This window comes from Crossiella sp. NPDC003009 (genome assembly GCF_053591555.1).
The window spans coordinates 257,832-282,821 of the sequence record NZ_JBSFUA010000004.1; the positions used below are offsets into that span (position 1 = coordinate 257,832).

A 24,990-nucleotide genomic window follows, 5' to 3' on the forward strand; every position below is an offset into this window, starting at 1 on the left:
CAGCCACCGCGCCCGACTCAGCCACCGCGCCCGACTCAGCCACCGCGCCCGACTCAGCCACCGCGCCCGACTCAGCCACCGCGCCCGACTCAGCCACCGCGCCCGACTCAGCCATCACGCCCGACTCAGCCATCACGCCCGACTCGACCGCGGCGCGCGCCCCGGCCATCGCGCCCGACTCGACCGCCGCGCCCTTCTCGGCCGCCGCGCCCTTCTCGATCACCGCGGCGCCGATCAGCCCGTAGCCGCCGAACCGGTCCGACAGTTCCGCCACCGGCAAGAACCACCCGTCCGGGTCAGCCAGCCGGGCCAGCACGTCCTGCACCGGCGGCACATCGCCGGTGGTGTTCATCCGGTGCGTGCGCCGGGCCAGCTCCACCAGCCTCGGCACATCCGCCTCGGTGGCCGCCCGCAGCGTGAGCCGCATCCCGCACCAGCGCAGGAACTCCGCCCGCGACCCGGTGAACGCCGTCTCCGCGTCCTTGCGCCGGGCTTCCTCGCGGTAGCGCCGCACCCGGCCGCGCGCCTCCGGGGTCAGCGCCGAGGGGTCCAGCTCGGGGGAGTCCAGCAGCCCGGCGGCCTGCTCGGGGGCGAGCACCAGCACCTCGGGCAGGGCCGCGGCCACCTCGGCCCGCTCGAACGGGTTGTCATCCACGAAGGCCAGCGCGGCCAGCCCGATGCCCAGCTCGGCGCTGATCCGGCGCAGCGCCACGCTCTTGTCCTGCCAGTCCGCCTGCGGCGCCACGAACCGCTCGGCCAGCGGCTCATCGGCCAGCAGCAGCGCCAGGATGGACGGGTCGGTGCGGCTGGCGATGCTGCTCAGCACCCCGCGCGCGGCCAGCTCGTCGATCAGCGCCAGCACCTCGGCGCGCGGCGCCGGCAGGGTCTCGGCGGTCTGCTCGACGGCGATCCCGTCCCACAGCGTGCCGTCGAGGTCCCACACCACGCACTTGACGCTCATCTACCGCTTCCGCCGGTCGAGCTTCATGGTCAGGTGCGCGGCCTCGAACCCGAACTGCTTGTACAGCACCCGCATCGGCAGGTTGCCGGAGAAGACCTTGCCCACCACCTCGGTGACGCCGTGCTCGTCGACGTAGTCCAGCCCTGCCTGCAACAACTGCTCGCCGACCTGGGTGCGCTCCGGGATCTCGGCGACCGCCAGCGAGCGGAAGTTGGCGTAGCGCTGCCCGCTCATCGGGTTGGTGTTGACCGTGATCCACAGCCACCCGGCCGCGGGCTCCTCGCCCCGGCAGGCCACGAACATGCCCTCGGCGGACTTGGCCATCGCCTTGGCCATCCGGCGCTCCTGCACGTCCAGGTCGTCGATCGCGTCGTCCTGGAAGGAGATCCGGGCGATCTCCGCCTCGAACTCGGCCAGCCTGCGCAGGTCGGACTCGACCGCGGGCCGCACCTGGAAGTCGGTCACGATTCCTCTCCGATGAGCTGGAGCGGCCGGAACGGTCCCTTGCCGCAGTTCGGGCAGCCCGCGGCGCGCAGGTCGGCCACCGAGTTCCACTCCGCGCCCGCGCCGACCGGGAACTTTGCCCCGCAGTTGCCGCACTCGTACTCGCGCAGCCTGCTCCGCTTCTCCCTGGTGTACAGCGGACCCTGGTACGCGCCCGGCACCGAGGAGGCGGTGGCCTCAGTGGTCAGCAGGTGCTGGAAGAAGCCGGTGCCGCCCAGGATGCCGCTGCCCTGGTACTCGTTGAAGTTGCGGATCAGGCTGTGCGTCACCAGGTTCAGCCCGAGGATCTCCTGCTGCACCGCCAGCATCTCCTCCGGCCCCTTGGCCCCGAAGGAGAAGAAGACGCTCTGCGCGGGCCCCGGCTTGAGCCCCTCGACCGCCCTGGACAGGAACAGCCGCGCGCCCTCCGCGGTATAGGGCGGGTCGGTCATGGCCGCGTCGAACTGGCGGACCAGCCTCGGCGGCAGCGGCTCGCGCAGGTCGTGCTTGGCGAGGTCGACCCGGAAGTCCATGGTGGAGGCGGTGTCGGCGATGAAGTCGAGCACCTCGTCGGAGATGTCGGCCACCGCCAGCCGGGACACCAGCGACACGCCCAGCGCCTGCTCGACCACGGCGATCGCGATGGACACCTGGTCGTCATCGCCCACCAGCAGCACCGAGGACCCCGGCAGCACCCCGGCCCTGATCAGCGCCAGCACCCGGCGGACCTTGGTCTCCGCGGTGCAGTGCGACTGGTCCAACGCCAGGTCCGCCCCCGGCCCCGCCGCGGAGATCCGCCGCAGCTGCTCGACGGCCTCCTGCAACGCCCGGGGGATCGGGATCTCCAGCCCGCCGCACCGGGAGCAGTCGGTGTCCAGGTCCAGCCCGAGCCCGAGGTGCGCGATCAGCTCCAGCCCGCTGTCGGTCAGCCGGGACGGCCGCTGCTCACCCAGCAACCCGTGCCTGCGCAGCTCGTTGCCCACCGCCGCCACGATCGGCACCGGCAACCCGGTGTGCCTGCTGACATCTCTGGTGGAGGCGGGTCCGATCTGCCGGAACGCGCGGACCACGGCCCGCACCCCCGCAGGTCCTTCCTGAAGCCGGACCGCCTCCGCGATCTCGGCCAGCACCTCGTTGTCCTGCGTGCTCACAATGGGTCGCCACCCGCGCTGATCTGCATGATTGGCCGAGTATAACGAGCGCCCGACACGGTCATCCGGCGCCGGCGCGCAGGTCCATGAGTAGATCGTCGGTGACCAGTTCCTCCTCGATCCGTCGGCCGACCTGGTGGATCGCTCCCGCGAGCCCCGTGTCCCACGACGCGGTCACCGGTGTGCCGCGCAGTGATCCGCCGTCGACGGCATGTGCGGCGGCAAGGTAGTCCGCGGCGCCGAACCGCCATGGCACGGCGGGCAATTGCCGGAACAGGAAGTTCGCGATACGCAGGCCGCCCCAGTCGAAGTCGCCGTGGTAGCGCAGCGACGCGCCGGTCGCCACGAGCAGGCGCAGGAGTCGCATCACCGCGGCGCCGGGCTGACCGCTGACACACACCAGGGGAGGGCACCGCGCGCCGAGCCGGTCAGCGGCCAGGGAGACCACCACCGGGTTCTCGCAGACCGAGACCAGCCGCCCGCCCAGACCGGTCAGCAGCGGCGGGTCCCGGACCAACTGGCGCAGGGTCAGCGCGATGGGCTGCCCGGCCTGGCGGCTGACGTCGAGCAAGCGCCCGCTGACGGTCGCCGGGTCGCCGGGCAACCCGAGAGTGAGCACGACCGTGGACAACTCGTCCCTGAGCAGGCCGACCGCGGCCCAGATCTCCCGTCGCCATTCCGCGCCGGTTCCGGCCGGGAGCCCGGACAACGCCCGCGCGGCGCCCAGCGCCAGCGTCGACAGCGGCCGGTCGTCATCGAGGGCGTGTGCGTCGCCGGTCAGCCGAGCGGCGAAGCTGCCGATCGGCTGACCGTTGACCGGCAGCGCGGTGAGCACGGTCGCCAGTGCGGTCAGCGTCGCGGTAGCGGCGGTGGGTTCGCCGGTGAGCCGACGGACCAACCCGAGCTGCTTGGTCCGCCGCCACCAGTCCACCAACGGGGGCCGGTGCTCGACCACGCCGTCGACCAGCGCGTACCCGGCCTGCCACGCCTGTTCCACCGCGGCCAGCGCGGCCGCCCGCGGTACCACCGGACCGGTGAGCGCGACCACCGCCTCGGCCAGGCCACCGGGGCTGATCCCGGAACCGCGCAGCACCTCCTCGACCGAGCTGAGGGACACGCTGAGATTCGTCCCCTGCCGCGGTCGGCGACCGAGCAGGCGATGCACCGCGAGCCGCTGCGCCTCCGAGGCTCCGGTGAGGGTGACCGTGCCGATCAACGGCTCGTCCCGCTCCAGCCGTCGCCGGGCCCGCTCCACCAGCCAGGCGAGGTCGGCCCCGCCCAGCAGCCGGTCGAGCCGAGCCCGGTCTAGCTCCACAGACTCTCCTGGGGCCCAACGGGATCCGCGTCCCGGCCCGGCACCCGGCAGCGCTGGGCGCCGTCCCACTCCCAGGAGGTGACCAGCACTGCGGGCACATCGTCGGTGCGGGACAGCTGGGCGATGGCCAGCCCCGGCACCTCCGGGTAACAGCCCCACTCGCGTTCGCTGGTCATCACCACGTCCAGATCGAAGGAGGCCAGCAGGCCCAGGTACTTGGCGCGGGCGTTGTCGTCCACCCCCGCGAACGCCTCGTCCAGGGTGACCAGGCGTGGCGCGTGCGGATTGCCAGCCGAGGCGTAGTGCGAGGAGGCGGCGGCGAACAACGGCACGCTCGCGGCCAGCACGCGTTCGCCGCCGGAGGCCGGGCCGGTGGCCGAACGCCACTGGCCGTTCTGGTGGCGCTGAATGACGAACCGGTGCCAGCCGCGGTAGTCCAGCGCGGTGGTCAGGTGTTCCAGCCAGGTGCCCGACTCGTCCTCGGCCCGCACCTCGGCGATGCGAGCCTGGAGAAACGCGCCCACCGCGGACCGGTCCGTCTCCGACCACGCGTCGGAGGTCTGCCTGAGCAGCCGTTCCCGCGCGGCGTCCAGGCCGGCGGGGCCGTCCTCGACGGGGGTCCACAGCAGGCGTAGCCGCATACCGGTGCTGGTCGGGCGATCGGAGAGCTCCGTGTTCATCCTGGCGACCTGTGCCTCGGCCGCGGAGATCAACTCCTGGAGCGTGCTGGCCACCTCGTTGACCAGGTGGTTCTCCAGGATCTCCCGTTCCCGCTCATCCAGCAGCCGCTGCCGCGCGCCGACCTCTTCGGCCAGCGCCGCGGCCAGTTCCGGGACGCTGGCCGCTCGCCCGTGGAAGACCACGTCGACGTGGATACCGTCCTCGTGCACCCGAAGGGAGGCGGAGTTCCCGCGCAGGCCCAGGGTGTCCTCCAGGGTCTTGAACTCCTCGGTGACCCGGCCCTGCGCCCGGTCCCAGCTCGTGTCGTCATCGGCCTCGGCCGTGAGCTCGCGTTCGACCTGACGGGCCAGGCGGACCGTCGGATCCGGCGCCCATGGCTGGGCCGGGTCGGGCACGGTCAGCTCAGGCAGCGCGATCGTCAGCAACCCGGTCCGGGCGAAGCGGCGCAGCGCCTCGGCGGCCGCGCCGCGCTGTTCGGTCACCTCGGTCAGATCGGCGGTGAGCGTCTCGGTCTCACCCTCGGCCTTGCCCTTGGCGGTGGCGGCCCTGATCCGCTCGGCGTCCGCGGACCGCTGCTCGCGTTTGCAGCCGCCGAGCTCCTCGGCCACCCGCGCCAGGCGTTGTTGCAGTTCGGCGACTGCCGCGCCGACCGTCTCCGCCAGGGTCCGGTGCCGTTCGGCCGCCTCCGCCGCCTCCATGGCGGCCACCGTTGCCCGGTCGGCGCAGTCGGCGAGGTGGCGCTCGGCTGTCTCGAGCTCCTCGGCCGCCTCGGCGCGGGTCCGTTCCGCCTGGGCGCGGGCGGGCAGCAACGGCCACAGGCTGGCCAGCGCGATCTCGTAGCGGCCCAGGCCAGCTCGGATCTCGGCGAGCGGCTCGGGCTCGGCAGGCAGGTCGAGGTCGGCCGCGGTCTCGGCGAGCAGACGCGCCGAGACCTGCTCCTCCCCGGCGCGGACGGCGAGCTCCGCCGCGGCGGCCTCCTGACGTGGGACCAGCCTGGCGTGCTCGGCGTTCAGCGTGCTCACCGCGTTGTGCGCCGCGTGCAGGTCGGTGTCCTCTGGGCAGGCGGTGAGTTCAGTGGACAACCGGGTCCGGCGGCGAGCCACCGCCGCCAGCTTCTCGGTGAGACCGGTCAGCTCGGTCGTCACCACGGCCAGCTCCGCGTCCACCGCGGCCAGCCTCGCCCGTCGGGCGGCCTCCCTGGCGCCACGGCCGATATAGGTCGCCTCCGGCTTGTGCCAGGCCCCGGTCAGCACACCGAGCCGGAACCGGCCGTCCGCGTCCACCCAGCTGTCCGTGGCCTGCTCGCCAAGCCCGATCGCGCCGAGCAGGTCCTCCAGCACCTTGTCAGAGAGCGTGGCCGCCTGAGGATCCGCTCGGTCCACCGCGGGCCGCAGCACGGTGGCCAACGAGGTCACCGGAGACGGTCCGGCCGGCTGAAGCAGCACGTCCTGAGTGGGCGCGTCGAGCAGCGCGCCCGCAGGGGACACCCAGGCGTCGAGGACGCCAGCGGCCTCCAGCGCGGCCTCCAGCCCGGCCCGCGCGTCCGCGGCGAGTCCGTCGGCAAAGTCCACCACCTGCCACAGCGGTGCGCCCGGCCGGTCCTGGCGGGCGGTCTCGGCCCTGGTGTGCGGCGTGGGCGGCCCGGTTTCCACCCCGGCGGTCAGCCGCTCGATCTCCTCGGTCAGCGCTCGCTGCCGCCGCTTGGTCTCCTGCCGGTGTCCGGTCAGTTCCGCGGTGGCGGTGGCGAAGGCCGCCACGGCCGTGTGGCCTGCCTGCTGCACCGCTGTTCGCGCTGGGTTCGGTCCGTCGAGGGTTTCCACCCACAGCGCGAGTTCGGCCAGCAGCGCCCCCTCATCCGCCACGGCGATTTCCTCCGCCGTGGCCAGGTAGCCGCGTACCGCGGTCACCAGCTCCTCGCCCCGGTCGCCGACCGTGGTACCCGCCTGTGTCCGGCGGTCCGCCAGCTCGGCGGCTTCCGTGGCCAGTTCGTCGGCCCGCCGCGCCGCGTCCACCCGCCGGTCCCTGGCTGCGCCCAGCGCGTTGTGCAGCGCGTCCATGCGCTGGATCGACCTGCGCTGGCGTTCGACGCCGTCGCTGGCGAGTTCCCGCAATCCGCCCTCCGCGCCAGTGGGCAGCTTGGCGTCGATCCGGCGGGCGTGCTCGGTGCCGAGCCGCGCGGCTCGTGCCGTCTCCGAGCACAGCGCGCGGGCCTCACGCAGCGCTTCCGCCGCGGTGGCAAGTCGCTGTTCAGCCCGGCTCAGCTGGTCCTGCCGCCGGCCGAGTCGCTGCTCCGCAGTCACGCGTTCCTGATCCAGCCGGGCCGAATCGGCAGCCAGCCGCCGAGCCTCCCCGGCCACCCGGTCGAGCTCGACGGCGGTCCGCATATCCGGTCCGGTGCGCAACGCCTCGTCCCTGGCCCGCAACACCTGTTCGGTCTCGGCGAGCTCGGCCAGCCGGTGCTCGGCCACACCCAGCGCCGCGCTCGCCTCCTCGTGGGCCTGCTGCGCTTCGGTCAGGCTCCGGTTGACCCGCTCGTAGTGCTTTTGCGCCTGGCGGGGCAGCGCCGCTCGCCGCCGGGAGGCCACCCGGGCGTACCGGCGGTAGTGCCGGAGGAAGGAGGCCGTCGCGTGTTCCGCGTCGACCATCGAGGCCAGTGCGGCGCGATCCTCCTCCAGACTGCGAAACGCTTCGGCGACATCGGCGACCACGGCCTGGTCGAGCGGCGGCAGCGACTCGGTGAGCGCCGCGGAGAGCGCCTTCTCGCTGGGGCGTTTGGACAGCTGCGGCTGGCGGAGCTGGATCAGCAGGTCGACCAGCGCGCCGTAGCGCTGCTCGCCGAGCCCGAACAGCGCCTCGTCCACTGCCCGTCGGTACTCCCCGGCCCGGTCGAAGAGCCTGCCGTGGCCGCCGAGCGCCTCGCCCAGCCGGTCCCTGGTCAACGCGGTGGCGGTGGCGTCCACCAGTGCCAGGTCCTGGCCGAGGCGCTGGGTGGTGACGAAGAACCAGTGCCGGGTGACGCCCCTGCCGGACACTGCCTTCAGTCCGCAGCCCAGGGTGCGGTACTCGGCGCCGCCGTCCTCGGTGCGCCGGCCGAACTCCAGCCAGGTGTAGCCCAGCCGCTCCGGATGGGGGTGCGCCCCGCCGAGCAGGAGGTTCCACTCCATCCGCTTCTTCGGGTCGGCGTCGGGTTCCACCCGGTGCGGGGACAGCTCGCCGTCCAGTAGGAACGGCAGCATGAGCGCCAGCACCTTGGACTTCCCGGTGCCGTTGTTGCCCCGCAACAGCAACCGGCCGTCCCGGAAGTGGAACTCCTCCTGGTCGTAGTAGAACAGGTCCACCAGCCCGGCGCGCAGCGGTTGCCAGCGTTGCCGTTCCGGTTCAGGCAGGGAGCTCATGAGTGTCCTTTGTGGACTATCGGGTCGGCGAGGGCGTACCGGGCCAGTGCGGGCCGGGCGGTGACGGTGGAGCCGGTGCGGGTCAGCAGGCGCAGGGCGATCAGCCGGTCGACGGCGAAACCGGTCAGCTCGGCCTCCATGCTCGGCTCGGTGGCGTTCTTCCGCCAGTACGAGCGGTGCTGGGCGGCCAGCTCCCGCGTCCTGGTGTGCAGCTCGGTCAGTGGCACGTCACGATCGCCTTGCGCGGCAAGGTATTCAGCGAGCAGCAGGGTGAGGTGGCCTTCGGTGCCGTTCTCCGGCATCCGCGCGTCGGTGAGGTCGTCCTGTGGATCGACCATCGCGATGCCCTCCGCGCGCACCTCGGCAACAAGCCCGGTCAGCTCGGCGATCCGCCGGGTGATCGCGGCCCGCTGACTGGTCAGGTAGGCCAGCTGTGCCTCGTCCAGCTCGTCGTAGTAGAGCACCGGCTCCTCCAGCAGTCGCCGGGTGAGGTGCTGCCGGATCGCCTGGTTGCGCAGGTCGTCGCTGTCCGGCACCGCCTCCGCGGTGACCGCGCGCAGCCGTTCCCCGAACTCCGGATTGTCCACTGTGGATGGTCCGACGCGGGTGACGAGCAGGGTGGCCAGCACCCGGCGATCCACGTCGTAGAGCACGTCACCACCGGCCTGCACGAACGCCTCCTCCGCGCCCGCCACCCGGCTCAGCACCCCAAGATCCAGCAGCAGCCGCACCACGGCCACCAGGTCGGTGCGCTCCTCCCGGTTGTCCAGCCGGAACACCACTCCGGCCGCGACCAGTTCCGGGTCGGCCGCGGCCAGCACCACATGTTCGGCCAGCCTGCCGAGGGTGACCTGCGCGTCGGCTCGGTCGAGCACGGAGAGGGCCAGGCAGGCCAGCACGTAGCGGCGCCGGCCGAAGGGCAGCTTCGAGCGGGTGTCCCGCGCCGGGCGGGTGTGGTCGGCGGTGTTGCCAGCCGTCTTGGCGAGCCGGGCGACCTCGGCGTCGACCAGCAGCCGCCAGCCGGTGTTGCGGCCGAACCAGTCCCGCAGTTCGATGGCGTGCCTGCGCACCAGCCGGAAGTGCTCCGCCTCCGGTCCGCTCGCCCGCAGCAGTGGCCTGCGCAGCAGGGCCCGCGCGGCGCGGCGCAGGTCGGCGGTCCGCGAGGCGGACAGCGCGTCACCGAGCGAACGGGTCATGCCGGTGTCACCGCCGCGGCGCTCAGGTCGATGATCTCCACGAGATGGTCCGGGCCGCGAAAGACCCCGCCGGGCGTGTGGATCTCCGCGATGGCGCCATCAGCGGCCGCGGTCATCCGGACCGCCATGCTGCCGTCGGAGGTCGTCGCAGTCGTGTGCCGGGCTCCCGGCCGCCACGTGGAGAGGGCGTCCCCGAGCAGCTTGAGGAACAGGGTGAACGTCGCGGTGTCCAGCTCACCGAAGGCGGACAGCCGGACCGGGCCGTCCGTGGTCAGCCGCCGCCGGGCCGCCTCGGTCTCCAGCGCCTGTTTCGCGGCCACCTCGGCGAGGTAGCGGCGTTGCTCGCCACGGTCGATGACCCGGTTGGGTTTGCCCCGCCGTTCGTAGCTGCCGGTGCGCCGCAACTGCGGGCTGATCCGCAGTGGTTCGGCAGCCGCCCACGGCGTGCTGGGCGGCACCGGACGCGCCTCCCGTTCGACCAGGGTCTCCGCGTCCACGGTCAGGTGCCGGGCCGAGGACAGGCCGAAAGCCGCGTGCCACAGCCGGTGTGTCGCCGCCTCGTCCGGGGCCTGGGCGAACCACCTGGCCAGTGCGCGGAAGTCGGCCGAACGGTCCGACCGTCCGCTGCGCCGTTCGTTGAGCGTGGCGACCACCTGGAGCAGCTGGGGGATCGCGGCCCTGGCCCTGGAACGCAACAGCTTCGCCTGACTCGGATGCGCGGCGTCGCTGACGAACCACTGCCGCAGCCCCCGCCAGCGCTCCCGCCACAGCTCGTAGCCCGCGCTGAAGGCGGCCACCCGGGGATCGTCGGCTTCGTTCGCGCCCGGCGCGGCGTCCGCGGCTTCCCGATGCGCGGCGACCCGCAGCAGCCGGTCCACGCCGGCGCCCTCGATCCGCCCGACCAGCACGCTGATCTCCGCGCCGGAGGTGACCAGGTCCTTGATGAACCGCTCCAGGTAGTCGATCAGCCGGTCCTTGTAGGCGTGGAACGCCTCGGCCTCCGCGTCGTGCAGGTCGATCGAGCGTTGCAGGGAACTCACGAACGCCTGGGCGTTGTCCGCGAGGTCGGTGAACCGGCCGACCAACCCGCGCAAGAGCAGGTGGATCTTCGCCGGATCCGCCGCGTGGTCCCCGGCCAACGCGAGCAACGCCTGCAACTGGGTCGCGATGTCGGTCAGCGCGACCGCCTGCAACGCGCCCCGCCGTCCGAGCGCCTCGTCGTAGGCGCTCAGCGCCTGCTCGGCGGCTTCCCCCGGGGCGGTCAGCTGGTAGAGGTAGCGCGCCCGGTGGAAGTCCGCGACCGTGGTGACCCGGCTGGTGTCCGGATCCGCCCGCAGGTTCCCCCAGCCCTGCAGCGCCACCAGCGCGTCGCTGACCTCGGTGAGCTCCGGCCGGGCCGCCGGGTCCAGCGCCTCGTGCACGTCCTCGGGCCGCAGGTGCACGGTGAACCGCTGTTTCGCCCGGACGAAGACGCTCATGACCAGCCGGTACAGCGCCGAGTTCGGCGCGGTGAGATGCGCGAACGGCCGGAAGTCCCGCTCGGCCGTCCCGCTTTCCCCGGTCGCGTCTGACAATGTTCACCCTTCGTGCTCGCGTGTGCCACTGTCAGCCAGTATCCAGACGGCGCCGACAGCGCCTTCTGACAGCCCGGACGGCGGTCTGGGCACGGGACGCTTCAGCGGTGCAGCGCTTCCCGGTCCAGGGTCAGCTGGGCCTGCTCCGCCGCGGCGTGACCGGCCGCCCAGCCGGAGCTGTTGCGGGCGGAGAAGCCACGGGCGCGCAACCTCGGGAACAGTTCCCCGATCGTGTCTTCGACAGCCTGCTCGCGTTCGACGAAGACCGGCACAAGCGCGCTGGAGACCGACCGGTCCAGATCGGTGACCTGGTGCAGCCGCTCGCCGATGCGCGCACCGTAGGAGACTAGGAAGGACTGCCGGAACGAGCGGGTCTTCGACTGGCCGGTTCGCCTGCCCTCGGCGAGCGTCGCCCGGTTCGCCTGCACCAGCAACGAGGTCGACAGCAGCTCGGTCGCGTCCAGGTCCAGCTCGTCGCCGACCAGCGTGAGGTACCCGGGCTTCTCGGCGAGCACCGACCGGCACCGGTTGGCATCGGCGACCGCGTTCACCAGGTGCGCCTTCTCCGCCAGGTACGGGCTGTCCAGCCACAGCCGCCGGCTGGCCACTAACGGTGGCGCATGGCCAGCCGCGGCCACTTCGGCCCGGTCGAGGGCGTGCCGGTTCATCAGCTCCTGCGCCTTGGCCGACAGTGCCTCGGCCTCATCGGGATAGTCGGTGGACTCGGCCTTGGCGAGCAGGCCCCGCACTCGGGCGAGCACCTTCTCGTCCACGCCCGTCCGGCCATGGGGCGCATCCTGTACGGCGTCTGGCGGGGGCAGGACCGGCGCGGTGGGCCCGGTGAAGGCGAGATCGCCGATGACGGCGACCGCGGCGGTGAGCGTCGCCGCCTGGTCATGACCGTGCCGACCGGCCCACTGGCCCAGCAGCGGCTCGGCGCGATCCCACCACACGGTGGCCCCGATCTCCGCCAGCTGGTGCCGCCACCTGGGGTGGACGGTGGCCGGGGCGTAGCGCTCCTGCTCGGCGGCGATGACATCCACGACCAGCGACGCGGCCACCCGCCCAGCCCGCCTGCGCACGAGCTGCCACACGTCCACCGGCAGCCACCCTCCGCACCGAGGTGCACCTGTGCCTCTGCCGCGGTGCGTACCAAGCTGACCAGCGCGAGCCCCTGCGCCTGCGCGTGCAGCTGCTCGTCGAAGGGGCCAAGATCCCACTCGTTCCGGGACTCGGTGGGCCCGCGCCGCCCGCGGGCCCACTGCTTCGCCTTCGCGGCCCGCTTCTCCCGGTTCCGCTTGCCCACCAACGGTCCCTTCTCCGCCCGGCCCCAGTCGCCGCCATCGTCTCGGAGGCTAAGATCCGGGCGGTGAGCGAGTACCAGTACTACGAGTTTCTCGCCCTCGACCAGCCGCTCACCGAAGAGCAGATGATCGAGTTGCGCTCGTTGTCCACCAGGGCGGAGATCACGCCGACGAGCTTCACCAACTCCTATCAGTGGGGCAGCTTCCGCGGTGACCCGGCCGCCATGGTCCAGGACTACTTCGACGCCTTCCTCTGCCTGGCCAACTGGGGAACCCGCCAGCTCATGTTCCGGCTACCGCGAGCGTGCTCGATGTCGAGGTGGCCAAGGAGTACATGCCCGGTGACTGGGTGAGCGCTTGGGCACATCGGGGCAGCATGGTCCTGAGCCTCACCTCCGAGGACGAGGACGGCGACTGAGACCTGGTCTCAAAACTTAAGGGTGTGTCACTGCGTAACCTGCCGGTCCTGGTCGTCGATCGTGGGCAGTCGTGGCCAAGACGACGCAGCAGCGGCGGGTCGAAGACCGACTCTGGGAGCTGATCGAACCCCTGATCCCGTCCCGACCAGCGCCGCGCGGTCCGGGTGGGCGGCCCCGGATCGATGACCGTGCCGCGCTAGAGGGGATCTTGTTCGTGCTCGACACCGGCTGCCGCTGGCGAGACCTACCCGAGCAGCTCGGATGCGGTTCCGGGCACACCGCGTGGCGGCGGTTACGTGAGTGGCAGGACGCCGGCGTGTGGGACCGACTGCACCAGCTCGTGCTCGACGAGCTGTCCAACATCGACGAGCTCGACTGGACCAGAGGCTGCATCGACGCGGTGTCGGTGCGGTCGAAAAGGGGGGCGAGCTGACCGGCCGCAGCCCCACTGACCGGGGTAAAGCCGGCTCCAAGTACCACGTTCTGTGCGACGCGAACGGGCTACCGCTGCACATCATGTTGTCGGCGGCAAACACCCACGACAGCATGCTGTTCGAGCCGCTGCTGGACACGAACCCGACCGTGCGCGGCCACCACGGCCGGGCGGGCCGGCCACGATGCCGACCGGACAAGCTGCACGCCGACAAGGGCTACGACTACCGCCGCTGCCGCCGCTACTTGACCCGCCGCGGTATCAAGGTCCGTATCGCCCGGCGCGGGATTGAGGGCAAGTCCCGCCTCGGCCGGGTCCGCTGGGTCGTCGAACGCACCATCTCCTGGCTGCTGCGGTTCAAACGCCTCGGGCTGCGCTACGACCGGACCGAACGCACCACGCTGGCGCTACTCACGCTGGCCTGCACCGTGATCAACGTCCGCCGGCTCATAAAGATCGAGCTCTGCGACCAGGTCTAACGCATCCATTCACTCGTTTGGGATACATCGGTAGCTCTGTGTCGTTGGCTGGGGGTGACTGGTGAGCTTCTGAGCGCGGAGCAGGTCCTCGGGTCGGCACGGGGCCCCCGTCACCAGGAGGGAGATCGATCTCCTGGAGGAGGCTGCAGCCGAGTTGCTGACGGCACCATCGGCGGGGATGAACGAGCACTCTCGTCGGGAAGTGATCAGCCATCGGTGGGGCCGCCTCTTCAGAGGCGTTCGATGCGGTCGGCCTGCGGGCCCCGGTCGCTCTGACGCACCGCGTACCGGACCCGGTCACCCTTCTGCAGCGGCTCCGACCCCATGATCACGGACACGTGGGCGAAGAGATCGTCGCCGCCGGCGTCCGGGGTGATGAAGCCGAAGCCGCGGTCGCCGTCGTAGCGCGCGACGACGCCCTCGCCGCCTCGTACGGGCACGTCCCGCGCCGTCGGCCCTGCGGCAGGTGCCGACCGCTGCGGCGCCGTCTGGGGCTCGGCGCCCCGGACCAGGTGCACGTCGCGGGCCTGCGGGCCCTTGTCTCCACTAGCCACCTCGTAGGCGACGCGGTCGCCCTCCGCGAGCCACGTCAGCCCCTCGGCCAGGGCCCGGGCGTGAACGAAGACGTCCCCGGCGCCGGAGTCGGGGTTGATGAAGCCGAAGCCCTTGTCCTCGTCGTACCAGGCCACCGTGCCGTCGGCACCGTCCGCGATGCCAGCCGCAGCGGGTGAGCCGGCCCCTGCTCCCAGCGGGATCACGTGCCCGGCCTGCGGGCCGCGCTCGCCTTCGACGATCAGGAAGGCCACCCGCTGCCCCTCGGTGACCACGCCGCCGGTCACGATGGCGGAGCTGTGCACGAAGATGTCGGCGCCGCCGCCGTCCGGCGACGCGAAGCCGTACCCCTTGCCCGGCTCGTACCAGTTGATGGTGCCGAGCAGGCCCACGGCGCTGCCGGTGGCCGCATCGGCGGTGACGCGAACGCGCAGCGCCTGGGGCCCGCGGTCGTTCTCGCCGACCTCGAACACGACGGCTTGACCCTCGCGGAGCACTTTCGCGCCGCCGTCCCCGACGATCTCGGAGGCGTGCACGAACACGTCCGGCGAGCCGTCCTCGGGCGCGAGGAAGCCGAAACCCCGTTCGGCGTCGAACCAACGAACGGTCCCCTGCGGCATCAAAGGCTCCAGGTCGAGAGGGCGGGCACTGGCCTCCAGTCTCTCTGACAGACCTCCGGTCCGTCGGGCCGGGCCCACAGGCGGGCGGTGCGGAGCCAGGGGCGGGCCGTTGGTTCACCTAGCGACACGCCGAGTTTTGAGACCAGGTCTGAGAACATGACGGCACAGGCTGGCTCGCCTCGCTCGCGCAGGTGCGCACGGAGGTGGTCGCCGGTGATCTGCGCGGCCTGGCTGCTGAGCGTGGAGTCCGGTGAACTGGATGAGGAGGACGCCGAACCGCCGGTGCCGGCCGGGCTCGGTTCGCTGACCGGCCCGCAACGGCGGCTGGCCGACTTCCTCCGGCTGGATCCGGACCTGTTGCGCGCCGCGGCGGCGGCCAGCCCGGAGGCCCCTCGGACTGGTGACGGCGCGGCGGAGTTCACCGCCTGGCTCCTCGACCGGCCAGAGGCGGAGAAGAACGGCCTGTTGCGGCGCCTGGCGATCGGCGACCAACCGCACCTGCGCGCCCGGCTGCGCCGTGAGTTCCGGACCACCGGCCAGCCGCCGACCGCCGCGGCCGGCCAGCGCCGACGGGTCGGTGAGCTCCTCGAAGCGCGGACAGCGCGCCAGGCCGACCGGAAACGCGCCGAGGCGGAACGGCGGCGCGCGGAGCATCAACAGGCCGCGGCGGTCCGCGGCCGGCGCCTGGACGCGCTCGCCGCCCGCGCCGAGACCGCCCGGGCCGAGGTGGACACGTTGATCGCCACCAAGCGCCCTCGGGACTACGACACCGCGGCCACCCTCCTGGCGGATCTCATCGCCGCGGGCGAGCGGTGCGGTCGTGCGGAGGAGTTCGAGCAACGGGTCCGGCTGCTGCGTGCCGAGCACCAGCGCAGGCCCGGCCTGCTGCAACGGCTGGACCGCGCCGGCATCCGAGTGGCAGGCAATCCCGCCACCGCGTCCTCGGCAAGCGGCCGGCCCACACCCGGGGTTACCGGCGGGTGGTCAAGAACGGGCTCGGCGTGGCCGCGTGGGAGACGTACAGGATGTCCCTGGCTCTGGTGCAGGCCACGAACAGCAGGTTGCGTTCGCGTTGCAGATCGTGCTGATGAGCCACCGGATCCTCGGCCCGATCGGTCACCGCGGCCGGCGCGGGCACCACCCCCTCAGCTACCCCGATCACCGCGGCGCATCGGAACTCGAGCCCCTTCAGCGCGTGCATGGTGCATAGCCGGACGACGTTCTCCACGGTGGACTTCGCACTGGCCGCCGGTATGCCGTCGCGGTCGAACACGGCCTGGAGGTCCTTCACCTGGGCTGTGGTGCGCGCGGCCACGGCGATCGCGGATGGCTCCACACCGGCCTTGAGCCACTCCTGGACCTGAGCGGTGACCCCGTCCAACTCGGCGGCCCGGTTCGGGTAGGTGTGGACCACCGGGCGGCGACCGTGCATCGGTGATCGGTATCCGGGCAGGCCGTCCGGTTCGTCATCGAGGCCGGTCGGTGGCTGCGAATCGAGCAGACCCACCGACCAGCTCAGGATCTCCTGGGTGGTGCGATAACTGATGGTGAGCCGATGGCTTCGACCGCGAACACCGATACCGAGACTGGCCAGGGACACATTGTTGTTGTAGATCCGCTGGTTCGGGTCGGCGACGATGAACAGGTCGTCAGCACCGGACGGGACCGCGGCTCGGAGCATGCGCCACTGCGCGGGGTGCAGATCCTGGCCCTCGTCCACGATGACGTGCCGGTAGGGCGCCTGACCGCGTTCGGCGAGGATCTCGGCGGCCTCGTCGACGACCTGAAGATGGGTCTGTTGCCCGTCTCGGCGTAGCCCAGCGAGTACCTCGCCGATGGCCGCCCAGACTCGTTCTTTCTGCATCGGGCTCAACGGCCGCCCACGCCCGCGCCGCCTGGCGGTTCGGTAGTCCTCGACGCGGCGGAGATTCTGGGCCAGCACCACCTGCTCCCATTCGCGTTCGAGGAACGTGGCGGTGAACTCGCCGTCGAGGTTCTTCGCGGCCTGCTGCCAGCGCCGGTTGAGCGCGTGGCTGCCGGCGATCTCCGGCGCCCTGCCCCGGGCTTCGGTGACCACCCGGTAGGCCAGCCGATCCACGTTGATCACGTCGATCCGGGCGCGGTGCTGCGAGTCGCTCGTCAGCAGTCCGAGCTGGCGTTCCAAGGCGGTGGCCAGGTTGCGGGTGAACGTGGTCAGCAGGATCTCCGGCTGGCCGTTGGCGGAACCGGCCCGACCGGCGAGGAAGGCAGCCCGGTGCACCGCGGTCACCGTCTTGCCGGTACCGGCGCCGCCGCTGACCAGCGCTGGGCCGCGGTAGGACGGCCGGTAGGCGATCTTCTGCTGCGTCGAGTGCAGGAACACCCGCCACACATCGAACGGGTGCGCGAGCATGTCCGCCAGCTCCTCCGGCCCGGTCACCGTGGTGTACTGGTCAGGAGTCCGTTCCATCGCGGTGATCAGGTTGGTGGTGTCGATCTCCGCGGGCACCTCGGCGGCCAGGTGCTTGCTGACCTCATGCCACGCCTCCTCGGGCGTCATACCGGAGGCAAGCGCCACCAGGGCGTCGTACTGCGGAACGGGCAGCAAGGACTCCAGGGTGTCCAGATGCGTGTCCGTGGCCAGCAGCCTGATCAGGGGCAGCAGTTTCGGGTCGATCCCGAGTGCGATCAGCTCACCGTCCTTGACCTGCCCGAACAGCCGTTCGTCAACCTGCTCGGCCAGCTGCGCGAAGGCGGGTTGAAGGCCTTCCAGCGCCGCCTGGTTGCGGACCTCCAGCACGCCGATGGCGTGGTTTACGGTGAACTTGCGGCTCACCGCGTAGGCGTTGGCCTCATCGTGGTTCAGCACCGCGAGTAGCAGGTACTCATCGCCGCCGGTGGGCGCGAGCACCACACCCCGGTACTGCTTGGTTATCCGGATGGTCCGGATGTTCGGGTCCTTGGCGCCAACCAGTTTCTCCAGGTGAGCGCCCGCGTGCCGCTGTTCGGTGAACATCTCCAGCGCCTTGTCCACCGCTCGTTGGACTGATTTCTCCAACTTCGCGTAACCGGACAGGAACTCTTTGGCGATACCCAACCGTGGCATCCGGTGTTGCCCCCTGTGCTAGCCATCAGTAGACGTGCTGCTACGCATCGTATTCACACAGCTGTGCGATGTGGGGTGTCTTGTTCGGGAAAGATGAGGCAGGATCGATCTTGGGGAGGGGTTGACATGACAGGAGAGGGCACAGCCGTGCCTGCGCCCGGCCAGCTGGTGACCGTGCGGAATCGCCCGTGGGTTGCCGCTGATGTCTTGCGCGGCGAGGTGGCCAGTAGCGATCCGAGCGTGTTCACCGGCCGAGCGCCGCATCTGGTGAGCCTGGTCAGCGTGGAGGACGACGCGCGCGGCGAGGAACTGCGGGTCGTCTGGGAGCTGGAGACCGGGGCCAGGGCCCACGATTCGACCGTGTTGCCCAGTCCGGAACACGGGTTCGACGAGCCCGCCGAGCTGGATGCCTTCCTGCACGCGGTGCGCTGGGGCGCCATCGCCTCGGCGGATGTGACCGCCCTACAGGCGCCTTTCCGTTCGGGTGTGCAGATCCTCGACTACCAGCTCGATCCGGTCGTGCGCGCGTTGTCCATGCCGCGAACCAACCTGCTCATCGCCGATGACGTGGGCCTCGGCAAGACCATCGAGGCCGGCCTGGTGATGCAGGAGCTGATGCTGCGGCACCGGGCTCGCACGATGCTCATCGTCTGCCCGGCCGGCCTGACTCGGCAGTGGCAGGAAGAGATGCGGGACAAGTTCGGTCTCGACTTCGTGATCGTGAACCGCCGCCTGCTGCAGGAGCTGCGTAGGTCCCGTGGGCTATACGTGAACCCGTGGACCCATCATCCGCGGCTGATCGTCAGCATCGACTGGCTCAAGCGGGAACGCCCGATGCGCCTGCTGCGCGAGGTGTTGCCCGCGGCGGCGAAGTACCCGCGGGCGATCGACCTGCTCCTGGTAGACGAGGTGCACACGTGCGCCCCTGCCGGTCGTGGTCAGTACCCGGTGGACTCCGACCGCACCAGGGCGATTCGCGAACTGGCTCCCCACTGTGAGCACCGGCTGTTCCTGTCCGCCACTCCGCACAACGGCTACCTTGAGTCCTTCACCGCACTGCTGGAGCTACTGGACGACCAGCGATTCGCGCGTGGGGTTCCGCCCAACCCGGAGCAACTGGCCAGGGTGATGGTGCGGCGGATGAAGCACGAGCTGCCCAAGGACTGGCACGGCAAGTCGCGGTTCGCCCGGCGCGATCTTGACTACCTGGAGGTCGGTTACTCCGCAGACGAGCAGGACGCCCATCGGCTGTTGAACGCGTACGCCGAGAGCCGGCGAACCGGCGGAACCAAGTCCGCACGTGCCGCGGCCGATTTCGTGACCACTCTGCTGAAGCGCCGGTTGTTCTCCTCTCCACAGGCATTCGCCAACACCGTGCAGGCACACCTGAAAACGATGTCCGAAAAGGAAGATCAGGTAGCCGCCTCAGCAGCGACCCAGCGCGTGCTGCCGACTTTGTTCCAGCGGGTCGAAGAGTCCATCGAGGACAGCGATGCGGCCGAGGACGGGTACCGCCAGGCTGAGGACGAGGTGCTGACCGCGGTCCGCCGCGGGTCTCGCCCGCTGACCGCCGAGGAACGGCGGATGCTCACCGACCTGCAAAGCTGGGGCCGGTCGGCGACCGATCGGCAGGGGGGCAAGCTGGCCGCGTTGCGGAGCTGGCTCGAGCCGATCGTGTGCCCCGCTGGTCCAGCAGCGGACTGGACGCCTGAACGCGTGATCATTTTTACCGAGTACCGGGACACCCAGCTCTGGCTGTTCGAGCGTCTGCTTGCCGCCCAGTACCCGAAGGAGCGCATCGCGTTGCTCTACGGCGGCCAGGATCCGGAGGAGCGGGAACAGATCAAGAACCTGTTCACCGAGGATCCGGACCTGCATCCGGTCCGGGTGCTGCTGGCGACCGATTCGGCCAGTGAGGGCATCAACCTGCAACGACACTGCCATCGGGTGCTGCACTGGGAGATCCCGTGGAATCCCAACCGGTTGGAACAGCGCAACGGCCGGGTTGACCGGCACGGTCAGCGGGCGGCGGTGGTCGAGGTGCGTCACTTCGTGCCGGCGGGTTGGCAGGACCGCGAGTTCGACGAGGGCACGTTGGAGGACGAACTCACCTTCCTGCGCATGGTCGCGGACAAGGTGGAGAACATCCGGGCGGATCTCGGCAGCGCGGGCGATATTCTGGCGGCCCAGGTGGAGCGGAAGATGCTTGGCCGACCAGCGGATTGGCAGAATGCCGAGGCACAGATCGCCACCCGGGCAGGCAAGGCGCGGCTCCGGGTGGAGCGGGACCTGGCGGCCAAGCTGCAGCGCCTCACCGAGGCGCTCGCAGGCAGTCGGACGGAGCTGGACCTGACCCCGGAGACGATCGAACAGGTCGTGCGAACCGCACTGAAACTGGCGCATCGCAAGGACCTGATCCCGGCAACCGCCCCACCTGGATTCCCCTCGTCGGTCTTCTGGTTGCCCGCGTTGCCAGGGACCTGGGCGGTGGCCAGGGACACTGGCCTGAAGAATCCGGTCACTGGAAAGGAGCGCCTGGTCACCTTCGACCAGGATGCCATCGGCGATCGCACGGATGTCGTGCTGCTCCACTTGGGACACCGGTTGGTGGAGATGTGCCTTCGACTGCTCAGGGCCGAGCTATGGGCGCAGGCCCGCGATCAGCCGGGCGCGGCCAAGCTGAGCCGGGTCACCGCCCGCATCGTGCCCGGCGACCTGCTGCGCACGCCGGCCGTGGTGGCGCACGGCCGAGTGGTGGTCACCGGAGCCGAAGGCACCCGGCTGCACGAGGAGGTCATCACCGCGGGTGGCTTGATCGAGGAAGGCAAACTGAAGCGCGCCAATAAGGATGAAGTGGACCGCTGGCTCGCGGCGGCGTCGGCCGACCAGGTGCCCGAGAGCATCCGCACTGAGCTGGCTGCGCTGTGGCCGAACCTGAGCGAGCCGCTGGTCCGGTTGCTCAACGCCCGCTCGTCTGATCGTGTGCGGAGCATGCACGCCAACCTGACCAAACGGTGCGTGGAGGAGATCGCCGCGATCGAGACTGTGCTGGATGAGCTGCACGATTCGATCCGGGACGCCTTGTACAACCCGGTGGCCCAACAGCCGACTCTCTTCGAGGACGAGGAACAGAACCAGCTCCGCGCCGATCGTGCAGCACTCACCGCGCGGCTGGAGGCCATCCCGGATCAGCGCGAGCGGGAGACCGAGGCACTACGTCGCCGCTACGCCGACCCGACGCCACGCTGGTTCCCGGCCGCGGTCACCTTCCTGGTGCCCGCGGCCATCGCGAGAGGAGCGCGATGACCGCCACCCGTGCCCAGAATCATCGCCCACGGCTGCCCAGCACTGGCGAGCATCACGAGCAATGGCTCGGCATGCTGCGGCCGGACGGTCCGTTCCTGGCCCTGACCACCCTGCTTTCCGCGTTCCCACAGGGGCTGGAGACGGTCTCGAAACAGCTCCGCGGAGAGTTGCGGCAGGCGTGGTTGGAGCGAGAGGCACAGCCGGCACTCGCGAACCCGTCCTGGCAGGAACTGGTCCTGGCCCGGTTGCTGGAGTATCAGCCCGGAGTGCTGGCCAGGGGCACCGCGCTCGACGTGGAGTTCCCTGGCTTCCGCCCCGATGCGGTGGCCTATGGCCCTGGCCCGTCCGGGCGGACTCCACGGCTGCACCTGTACCTGCGCCCGGCGAAGGCACCGTTGACCCGCCCGGCCGAGGGAGCACCCGCGTTGGCCGAACGTGCGGCGCAGCTGTGCCGCGACACCAAGGTGCCGCTCGCGGTGCTGTCCAACGGGCAATTCTGGGTGCTTGTGCACGCAGTCGCCGGCGAGCCGACCAGCGTCGCGATCTTTGACGCCGACCTGTGGTGGGAAGAACCGGACCTGCTGCGCGCCTTCGCCACCCTGCTCCGGGCCGGTCGCGTGTTGCCGCCCCCGACCGCGCCGGACGGCACCGCGACGGACAGCCTCGCCGGGCTGTTCGTGCGGAGCCAGGCCGCCCAAGCTCAGGTCACCACCACCCTGGGCAATCAGGTCAAGCAGGCGGTGGAGTTGTTCATCGCCGAACTCGCCCGCCTGGACCGCGAGTCCGCAGGGGAACTGCTCCGTGCGGTGCCGGAACGGGATATCTACCGCTCCGCGCTGACCGTCCTCATGCGGCTGGTGTTCCTGCTCTACGCCGAGGAACACCGGCTGCTGCCGGTCACCGACGAGGTCTACGCCAACGCCTATTCCGTGGCCACCCTGTACAACGCGTTGCAAAAGGATCGTGACGATCACGGCGAGGAGATCAGCGATCGCCGAAAGGCCGCCTGGCCCCGGTTGCTCGCACTGTTCACCGCCATCCACGACGGTTGCGAACACCCCGACCTCCGGGTGCCTGCCTACGGCGGCTCGCTGTTCGATCCGCGGCCGCATGACTGGCTCGCCGGGGCCTTGGTCAGTGACCGGGTCGTGCACCACATGCTTGACGCGTTGCTGGTGCTGCAGCACGGCAGCGGTGCGGAAAGGCTCAGTTATGCCGGTCTGGACGTCGAGCAGATCGGTCACGTCTACGAAGGCTTGCTGGAGTTCTCCTGCCTCAAGGTGGACGAACCGCATGCCGGTCTCATCGGCAAGTGGGAATCGGAAATCCCGGTGGCCGAGCTGGAACGGATGGCCACCGAGGACCAGGACACCTTCCACGCCTGGCTGCGCGAGCTGACCGGCCTGACCAAGGCGAAGTTGGACAAGGCACTGGCGGCTGCCCCGGACCCGAGCGCACTCGGCAACCTCGGCGCCGCCTGCGACAACGACCAGCAGCTCGCGGACCGCCTGCTCCCGTTCTGGGGCCTGCTTCGACTGGACCTGCGTGAGCTGCCGATGGTGTTTCCCACGGGTTCGGTGTTGTTCACTCAGGTCGGCGATCGTCGTACCACCGGAACCCACTACACGCCGAAAAAGCTGGCCGACGAGGTCGTCGAGCACACCCTGGCCCCGCTGTGCTTCACACCGGGTCCAGTTGACGGGGTGGAACGCAAGGTGTGGCGGGCGAAGACCGCCGACGAGTTGTTGCGTCTCAAGGTCGTCGACCCGGCGATGGGCTCCGGCGCGTTCCTGGTCGCGGCTTGCCGCTACCTGACTGATCGGGTGGTGGAAGCGTGGGACCGGGACGGCGTGCCGCGCGCGGTGGCGGAGTCGTTGTCGCGAAGCGACGATCGCGACGGGCTGGCGCTTGCCGCCCGCAGGCTGGTGGCGGCGCGCTGCCTGTACGGCGTGGACCGGGACGACATGGCGGTGGAACTGGCCAAGCTGTCCCTGTGGCTGGTGACCCTGGCCAAGAACAAGCCCTTCGGCTTCCTGGACCACGCGCTGCGTTGCGGCGATTCGCTGGTGGGCCTGGTGTCCGAGGAACAGGTGAAGGCGATTCACCTCGATGCCCGTGATGGCTGGACGAGTCGCAGCCACCTGCTCATGCCGTTGCGCGACCGCATCGACGAGGTGCTCTCGGAGTCCGCCGGCCTGCGCAGGCGTATCGAGGCCACGGTGGTGCAGGATCCGCGCGATGCGGAGGAGAAGGCCGAGCTGCTCAGGCGGGCAGAGTCCATCACCGCGAACCTGCGCCTGGCCGCTGACGCGGTGGCCGGCGCCGCGCTGAGCACTGCGGTTCGCGGTGGTCCCTGGTATGAGGACAACGACCATGAGGAGGATCTTGGCGACCGTATTTACGGGATCGCCGAAGATCTGAAAGGCTTGCTGACGGACAACGTCGACGCGCAGACTCATCTGAATATCCGCGACACCGTCCAGGGTTGGCTTCGTGGTCATCGTGACCGCTCGATTCGCCCCTTTCATTGGCCAGTGGAGTTCCCGGAAGTTTTTCAGGACGGTGGATTCGACGCGGTTGTCGGTAACCCACCGTTCATTGGCGGTCAGCGCCTGACCAGCGCCATTGGAGCGGACGTGCGGGAGTACTTGGTTCGTTGGATCGCCAGCGGGAAGCGGGGCAGTGCGGACCTGTGTTCTTACTTCCTGCTGCGCAACCTTCAGCTCAGCAAGCAGGGACGGGTTGGCATCATCGCCACCAACACGATTGCCCAGGGTGACACCAGGGAGGTCGGGCTCGACCAAGTCGTCAGTGGCGGCTGGAACGTGTATCGCGCGGTGAAGTCGCAGCCCTGGCCCGGTAAGGCGTCGCTGGAGGTCTCGCTCGTCTGGGTCGGCCACCTCGGCCAGTCCGAAGCGCCGAACCTCGACGGCCGTCAAGTTTCCGGAATCACCCCCTCGCTGGACCCGAGGTCTCGCACTTCGGGTAACCCGCACCGGCTGGTGGCGAACGCCGAACAGTCGTTCGTCGGCTCCTATGTCCACGGACCGGGCTTCATCATGCCTCCGGAGGAAGCGCGGTTGCTTATCGACCGCCATCCCAACAACGAGGAAGTGCTCTTCCCATACCTCAATGGTGAGGATCTGAACTCTCGCGCCGACTGCTCGGCCGCTAGGTGGGTGATCAACTTTCGTGATTGGTCACTGGATGAGGCTCGGAAGTATCGAGACTGTTTTGAGATTGTTGAACGCGATGTTAAGCCCGATAGGGCCAGAAACCCCGACCGGCAGCGCCGCGAGATCTGGTGGCGATTCACTCGGCCTACGATGGAGCTGTACGAGAAAATTTCTAACCTCGATCGTGTTCTGGTTATCGCTCGCGTCAGCAAAACTGGCTTGCCGCTGTTCGTGTCGACTAGGCAGGTAATCAGCGATGCGCTCGTAGCATTTGCGGTTGACCGGGATGCGTACCTGACGTTGCTGTCGAGCAACATCCACTTTGCCTGGTGGACCACTAAGGGTGAGTCCACGCTCCGAAAGGATGCGCGGTATACGCCGTCTGACGGGTTTGAGACCTTCGCGCAGCCGAAGCTGACCGCTCGGATGGATCAGGTCGGCGAGGAATTGCACACCTTCCGGCAAGGATTGATGCTTGGACGGCAACTTGGCCTGACCAAGCTCTACAACCTGGTGCACGACTCCAGCTACCACGACGACGAGATCCAGCGGTTGCGGGAGATCCACACCGAGGTCGATAACGCCGTTGCCGAGGCATATGGCTGGACCGATCTCGACCTCGGACACGGTTTCCACGAGACCCGCCAGGGACTGCGGTTCACCATCGCGCCCGAGGTTCAGGTCGAGGTGCTTGACCGGCTGCTCGAACTGAACCATGAGCGCTACGCCGAGGAAGTCGCCAAGGGGTTGCCGGGCGAGAAGCGAAAGGCCAAGGCCAAGAAGGCGAAGGCCGCGCCGCCGGTGCTCGCCGACGGTCTTTTTCCGCCTGATGGCGCCCTGTTCTGACCACTGATCGACCG

General features: G+C 70.1%; 14 protein-coding genes and 1 pseudogene. 4 read left to right on the forward strand and 11 right to left on the reverse strand.

The window, feature by feature from the left end:
* The 8 genes from ACWDY5_RS07205 to ACWDY5_RS07240 form a co-directional block, all read right to left on the reverse strand.
* A partial coding sequence (locus ACWDY5_RS07205; RefSeq protein ID WP_449721387.1) for an HAD-IIIC family phosphatase occupies positions 1 to 961 on the reverse strand: 961 nt, incomplete at its 3' end.
* Complete coding sequence (locus ACWDY5_RS07210) at positions 962 to 1,426, reverse strand: N-acetyltransferase family protein (RefSeq protein WP_449721388.1); 465 nt, start codon at positions 1,424 to 1,426, stop codon at positions 962 to 964.
* The gene (locus ACWDY5_RS07215; protein WP_449721389.1) at positions 1,423 to 2,595 is read right to left on the reverse strand and encodes a bis-aminopropyl spermidine synthase family protein; all 1,173 of its coding nucleotides are present in this window, start codon (positions 2,593 to 2,595) and stop codon (positions 1,423 to 1,425) included. The genes ACWDY5_RS07210 and ACWDY5_RS07215 overlap by 4 nt, the downstream gene beginning before the upstream one ends.
* A 61-nt stretch (positions 2,596 to 2,656) precedes the next feature.
* Positions 2,657 to 3,910, reverse strand: coding sequence for a TIGR02679 family protein (locus tag ACWDY5_RS07220; RefSeq protein ID WP_449721390.1), 1,254 nt, complete (start codon positions 3,908 to 3,910; stop codon positions 2,657 to 2,659).
* Complete coding sequence (locus tag ACWDY5_RS07225) at positions 3,901 to 7,986, reverse strand: TIGR02680 family protein (protein ID WP_449721391.1); 4,086 nt, start codon at positions 7,984 to 7,986, stop codon at positions 3,901 to 3,903. The genes ACWDY5_RS07220 and ACWDY5_RS07225 overlap by 10 nt, the downstream gene beginning before the upstream one ends.
* Positions 7,983 to 9,182, reverse strand: coding sequence for a TIGR02678 family protein (locus ACWDY5_RS07230; RefSeq protein ID WP_449721392.1), 1,200 nt, complete (start codon positions 9,180 to 9,182; stop codon positions 7,983 to 7,985). The genes ACWDY5_RS07225 and ACWDY5_RS07230 overlap by 4 nt, the downstream gene beginning before the upstream one ends.
* Positions 9,179 to 10,756 carry a TIGR02677 family protein gene (locus ACWDY5_RS07235; protein ID WP_449721393.1) on the reverse strand — a complete coding sequence of 526 codons (1,578 nt, stop codon included), beginning with the start codon at positions 10,754 to 10,756 and terminating at the stop codon, positions 9,179 to 9,181. Before ACWDY5_RS07235 ends, ACWDY5_RS07230 begins: the two co-directional genes overlap by 4 nt.
* Positions 10,757 to 10,857: 101 nt before the next feature.
* Complete coding sequence (locus ACWDY5_RS07240; protein ID WP_449721394.1) at positions 10,858 to 11,856, reverse strand: DUF2786 domain-containing protein; 999 nt, start codon at positions 11,854 to 11,856, stop codon at positions 10,858 to 10,860.
* A gap of 269 nt (positions 11,857 to 12,125) precedes the next feature.
* On the opposite strand from ACWDY5_RS07240, the gene ACWDY5_RS07245 reads away from it, so the two are divergent.
* Positions 12,126 to 12,413 (forward strand): hypothetical protein, encoded by a 288-nt coding sequence (locus tag ACWDY5_RS07245; RefSeq protein ID WP_449721395.1) that lies wholly within the window; start codon positions 12,126 to 12,128, stop codon positions 12,411 to 12,413.
* A 136-nt stretch (positions 12,414 to 12,549) separates the two neighbouring features.
* A pseudogene (locus ACWDY5_RS07250) lies at positions 12,550 to 13,391 on the forward strand (IS5 family transposase).
* 230 nt (positions 13,392 to 13,621) lie between these two features.
* Here the strand turns inward: ACWDY5_RS07250 and ACWDY5_RS07255 are convergent.
* From ACWDY5_RS07255 to ACWDY5_RS07265, 3 genes are all read right to left on the reverse strand, one after another.
* The gene (locus tag ACWDY5_RS07255) at positions 13,622 to 14,563 is read right to left on the reverse strand and encodes a cold-shock protein (RefSeq protein WP_449721396.1); all 942 of its coding nucleotides are present in this window, start codon (positions 14,561 to 14,563) and stop codon (positions 13,622 to 13,624) included.
* 114 nt (positions 14,564 to 14,677) lie between these two features.
* The gene (locus ACWDY5_RS07260) at positions 14,678 to 15,430 is read right to left on the reverse strand and encodes a hypothetical protein (protein ID WP_449721397.1); all 753 of its coding nucleotides are present in this window, start codon (positions 15,428 to 15,430) and stop codon (positions 14,678 to 14,680) included.
* Positions 15,431 to 15,533: 103 nt separating this feature from the next.
* Positions 15,534 to 17,648, reverse strand: a complete 2,115-nt coding sequence (locus tag ACWDY5_RS07265) for a UvrD-helicase domain-containing protein (protein ID WP_449721398.1) — start codon at positions 17,646 to 17,648, stop codon at positions 15,534 to 15,536.
* Positions 17,649 to 17,774: 126 nt separating this feature from the next.
* Between ACWDY5_RS07265 and drmD the strand changes: the two genes are divergently transcribed.
* Both drmD and ACWDY5_RS07275 read left to right on the forward strand, forming a co-directional pair.
* Positions 17,775 to 20,954 carry a DISARM system SNF2-like helicase DrmD gene (gene drmD / locus ACWDY5_RS07270; RefSeq protein ID WP_449721399.1) on the forward strand — a complete coding sequence of 1,060 codons (3,180 nt, stop codon included), beginning with the start codon at positions 17,775 to 17,777 and terminating at the stop codon, positions 20,952 to 20,954.
* Entirely contained in the window at positions 20,951 to 24,976 is a 4,026-nt protein-coding gene (locus ACWDY5_RS07275) for an Eco57I restriction-modification methylase domain-containing protein (RefSeq protein WP_449721400.1), read from the forward strand. Before drmD ends, ACWDY5_RS07275 begins: the two co-directional genes overlap by 4 nt.
* Positions 24,977 to 24,990 lie beyond the last annotated feature (14 nt).

Excerpts from the sequence above, each read along its gene's own strand:
- ACWDY5_RS07225 (WP_449721391.1), bottom strand. The coding sequence starts at position 7,986 with ATGAGCTCCCTGCCTGAACCGGAACGGCAACGCTGGCAACCGCTGCGC.
- drmD (WP_449721399.1), top strand. The coding sequence starts at position 17,775 with ATGACAGGAGAGGGCACAGCCGTGCCTGCGCCCGGCCAGCTGGTGACC.
- ACWDY5_RS07230 (WP_449721392.1), bottom strand. The coding sequence starts at position 9,182 with ATGACCCGTTCGCTCGGTGACGCGCTGTCCGCCTCGCGGACCGCCGAC.
- ACWDY5_RS07275 (WP_449721400.1), top strand. The coding sequence starts at position 20,951 with ATGACCGCCACCCGTGCCCAGAATCATCGCCCACGGCTGCCCAGCACT.
- ACWDY5_RS07255 (WP_449721396.1), bottom strand. The coding sequence starts at position 14,563 with ATGCCGCAGGGGACCGTTCGTTGGTTCGACGCCGAACGGGGTTTCGGC.
- ACWDY5_RS07265 (WP_449721398.1), bottom strand. The coding sequence starts at position 17,648 with ATGCCACGGTTGGGTATCGCCAAAGAGTTCCTGTCCGGTTACGCGAAG.